Here is a 2,067-nt window from a genome sequence, read left to right as displayed (position 1 = left end):
CGGCGTTTGACGACGCCGGGCGCCGCCAGGCGCAGGCTCTCTTCCTCGCCCAGGGATTCGGCTTCGAAGGCATCCGCCCCCACCGGCGTCTCGCCATGACGGCGGTAGAGCTGGGTAAGCAGCGCGCGATGGTCGCGCTGCAGGGTGCGGACCAGCGCGGCTGCCATGCCATAGAGCACCAGGGAAAAGGGCAGGGCCGCGAGGACCGAGGCCGACTGCAACCCGGTCAAGCCGCCGGCGGTGATCAGCGTCAGGCAAATGGCGGCGATCAGCACGCCCCATGCCACCTTCTTGACCAGCGGCGGGGTGATGGAGCCGGCGTCGGTCATCTGCGCCAGGATATAGGAGGCCGAGTCCGCAGAGGTGACCAGGAAGATGAAGATCAGCAGCATCGCCACCACCGACAGCGGTCCGGAGAAGGGCATCAGTTCGAACATCTCGAACAGCGCCACGGTGATGTTGTCCTGGGTGGCTGCGGCCAGGCCCACGTCAGCGCCAAGCTCCATGTTGATGGCGGCACCACCGAACACACCGATCCACAGGCAGGCCAGCAACGGCGGCACCAGCAGCACGCCCACCACATACTCCTTGATGGTGCGTCCGCGCGAGACCCGCGCCACGAAGGTGCCGACAAAGGGCGACCAGGCGATGGCCCAGGCCCAGTAGAACAGGGTCCACTCCTGGGCCCAGGCGTCGTTGCTGTAGGGGGTGGTGCGCAGGCTCATGCCGATAAAGTTCTGCAGGTAGTCGCCGAACCCGAGAAGGATGGTGTCGAGGATCGCCACGGTGGGGCCTGTCACCAGGACATAGAGCATCAGGCCGATGCACAGGATCATGTTGAGATTGGAGAGACGCCGAATCCCCCGGTCCAGACCGGCCCAGGTCGAGGCCATGTAGGCCAGGAACAACGCGAACAGGATGATGAACTGCCACAGGGTGTTCTCGGGAAGGCCGAAGACGGCATTGAGCCCACCGTTCACCTGCAGCACGCCCAACCCCAGGGAGGTGGCCACGCCCATCACCGTGGCCACCACCGCGAAGACGTCCAGCCAGCCGATGCAGGAGCGAAACCGGGAGTCCTGAGGGGTAACCGAGGAGAGCACCGAGGAGACCAGGCCAGCCTGCCCCTTGCGAAACTGGAAGTAGGCGATGATCAGCCCCACCACCGAGAAGGCCGCCCACTGGTGGATACCCCAGTTGAAGTAGCTGTACTGGATGGCATGGCGCGCCGACGCGATGCTCTCGGCCGGTACGTCACCATAGGGCGGGGCGATGTAGTGGGTCATGGGCTCGGCCATGCCGTAGAACACCAGCCCCACGCCAAAGCCCGCGGCAAGCAGCATGCTGATCCAGGAAAAGAAGCCGTAGTCCGGCCGGCTGTCCTGGGGGCCCAGGCGAATCTTGCCGTAGCGACTCAAGGCCAGCCATCCCAGCAGGACCACACCGCTGAACAGCGAGAACAGGTAGAACCAGCCAAAGAGGCGCGTGGTGCCATCAAGGGCGAACGCCGCGAAACCGCCAATCGTCTCCGGGAAAGCCGCCCCTGCGACAACGACGGCAAGAATGATTCCCAGTGAAACGTAAAAGACTCGCTGTCCGCCATGACTGGCCATCGGTGACTCCTTGCTCCGTAGGCTTGATCGAACGCCATGCTACCAGAGCCGGAAAAGGTGCCACGAAGTCAGGACATTGACGGCCTCACCCAGCAGGCGTAGAAACTCAGCAGGCTAACTTTTTCCGGAGCTCATCACGACATGTCCCGACTCGCCGACACGCCGCTTTCCGTGCTCGACCTGGCCCCGATCCGCGAGGGCGGCAGCGCCGCCGACAGCTTCCGGGAGAGCGTGGCGCTGGCCCAGCTCACCGAGCAGCTCGGCTTCACGCGTTACTGGCTGGCCGAGCATCACAGCATCGAGGGCATCGCCAGCGCCGCCACCGCGGTGCTGATCGGGCATATCGCCGGCGCCACCGAGCGGATCCGGGTGGGCAGCGGTGGCATCATGCTGCCCAACCACCCGCCGCTGGTAGTGGCCGAGCAGTTCGGCACCCTGGAGACCCTCTATCCCG

2 protein-coding genes are annotated in these 2,067 nt (G+C 65.1%); one reads left to right on the top strand and one right to left on the bottom strand.

Going from position 1 to position 2,067, the window contains the following annotated elements:
• The coding region (locus tag RI841_RS12310; RefSeq protein ID WP_310705898.1) for a BCCT family transporter at positions 1-1,613 on the bottom strand (1,613 nt) is incomplete at its 3' end.
• 141 nt (positions 1,614-1,754) lie between these two features.
• Between RI841_RS12310 and RI841_RS12305 the strand changes: the two genes are divergently transcribed.
• Positions 1,755-2,067 (top strand): MsnO8 family LLM class oxidoreductase (locus RI841_RS12305; protein WP_310705897.1); only part of this gene is annotated, 313 nt, incomplete at its 3' end.

The sequence above is a fragment of the Halomonas sp. genome (assembly GCF_031581305.1).
GTDB lineage: Bacteria > Pseudomonadota > Gammaproteobacteria > Pseudomonadales > Halomonadaceae > Halomonas.
This window is presented reverse-complemented; position numbering and strand designations above follow the sequence as displayed.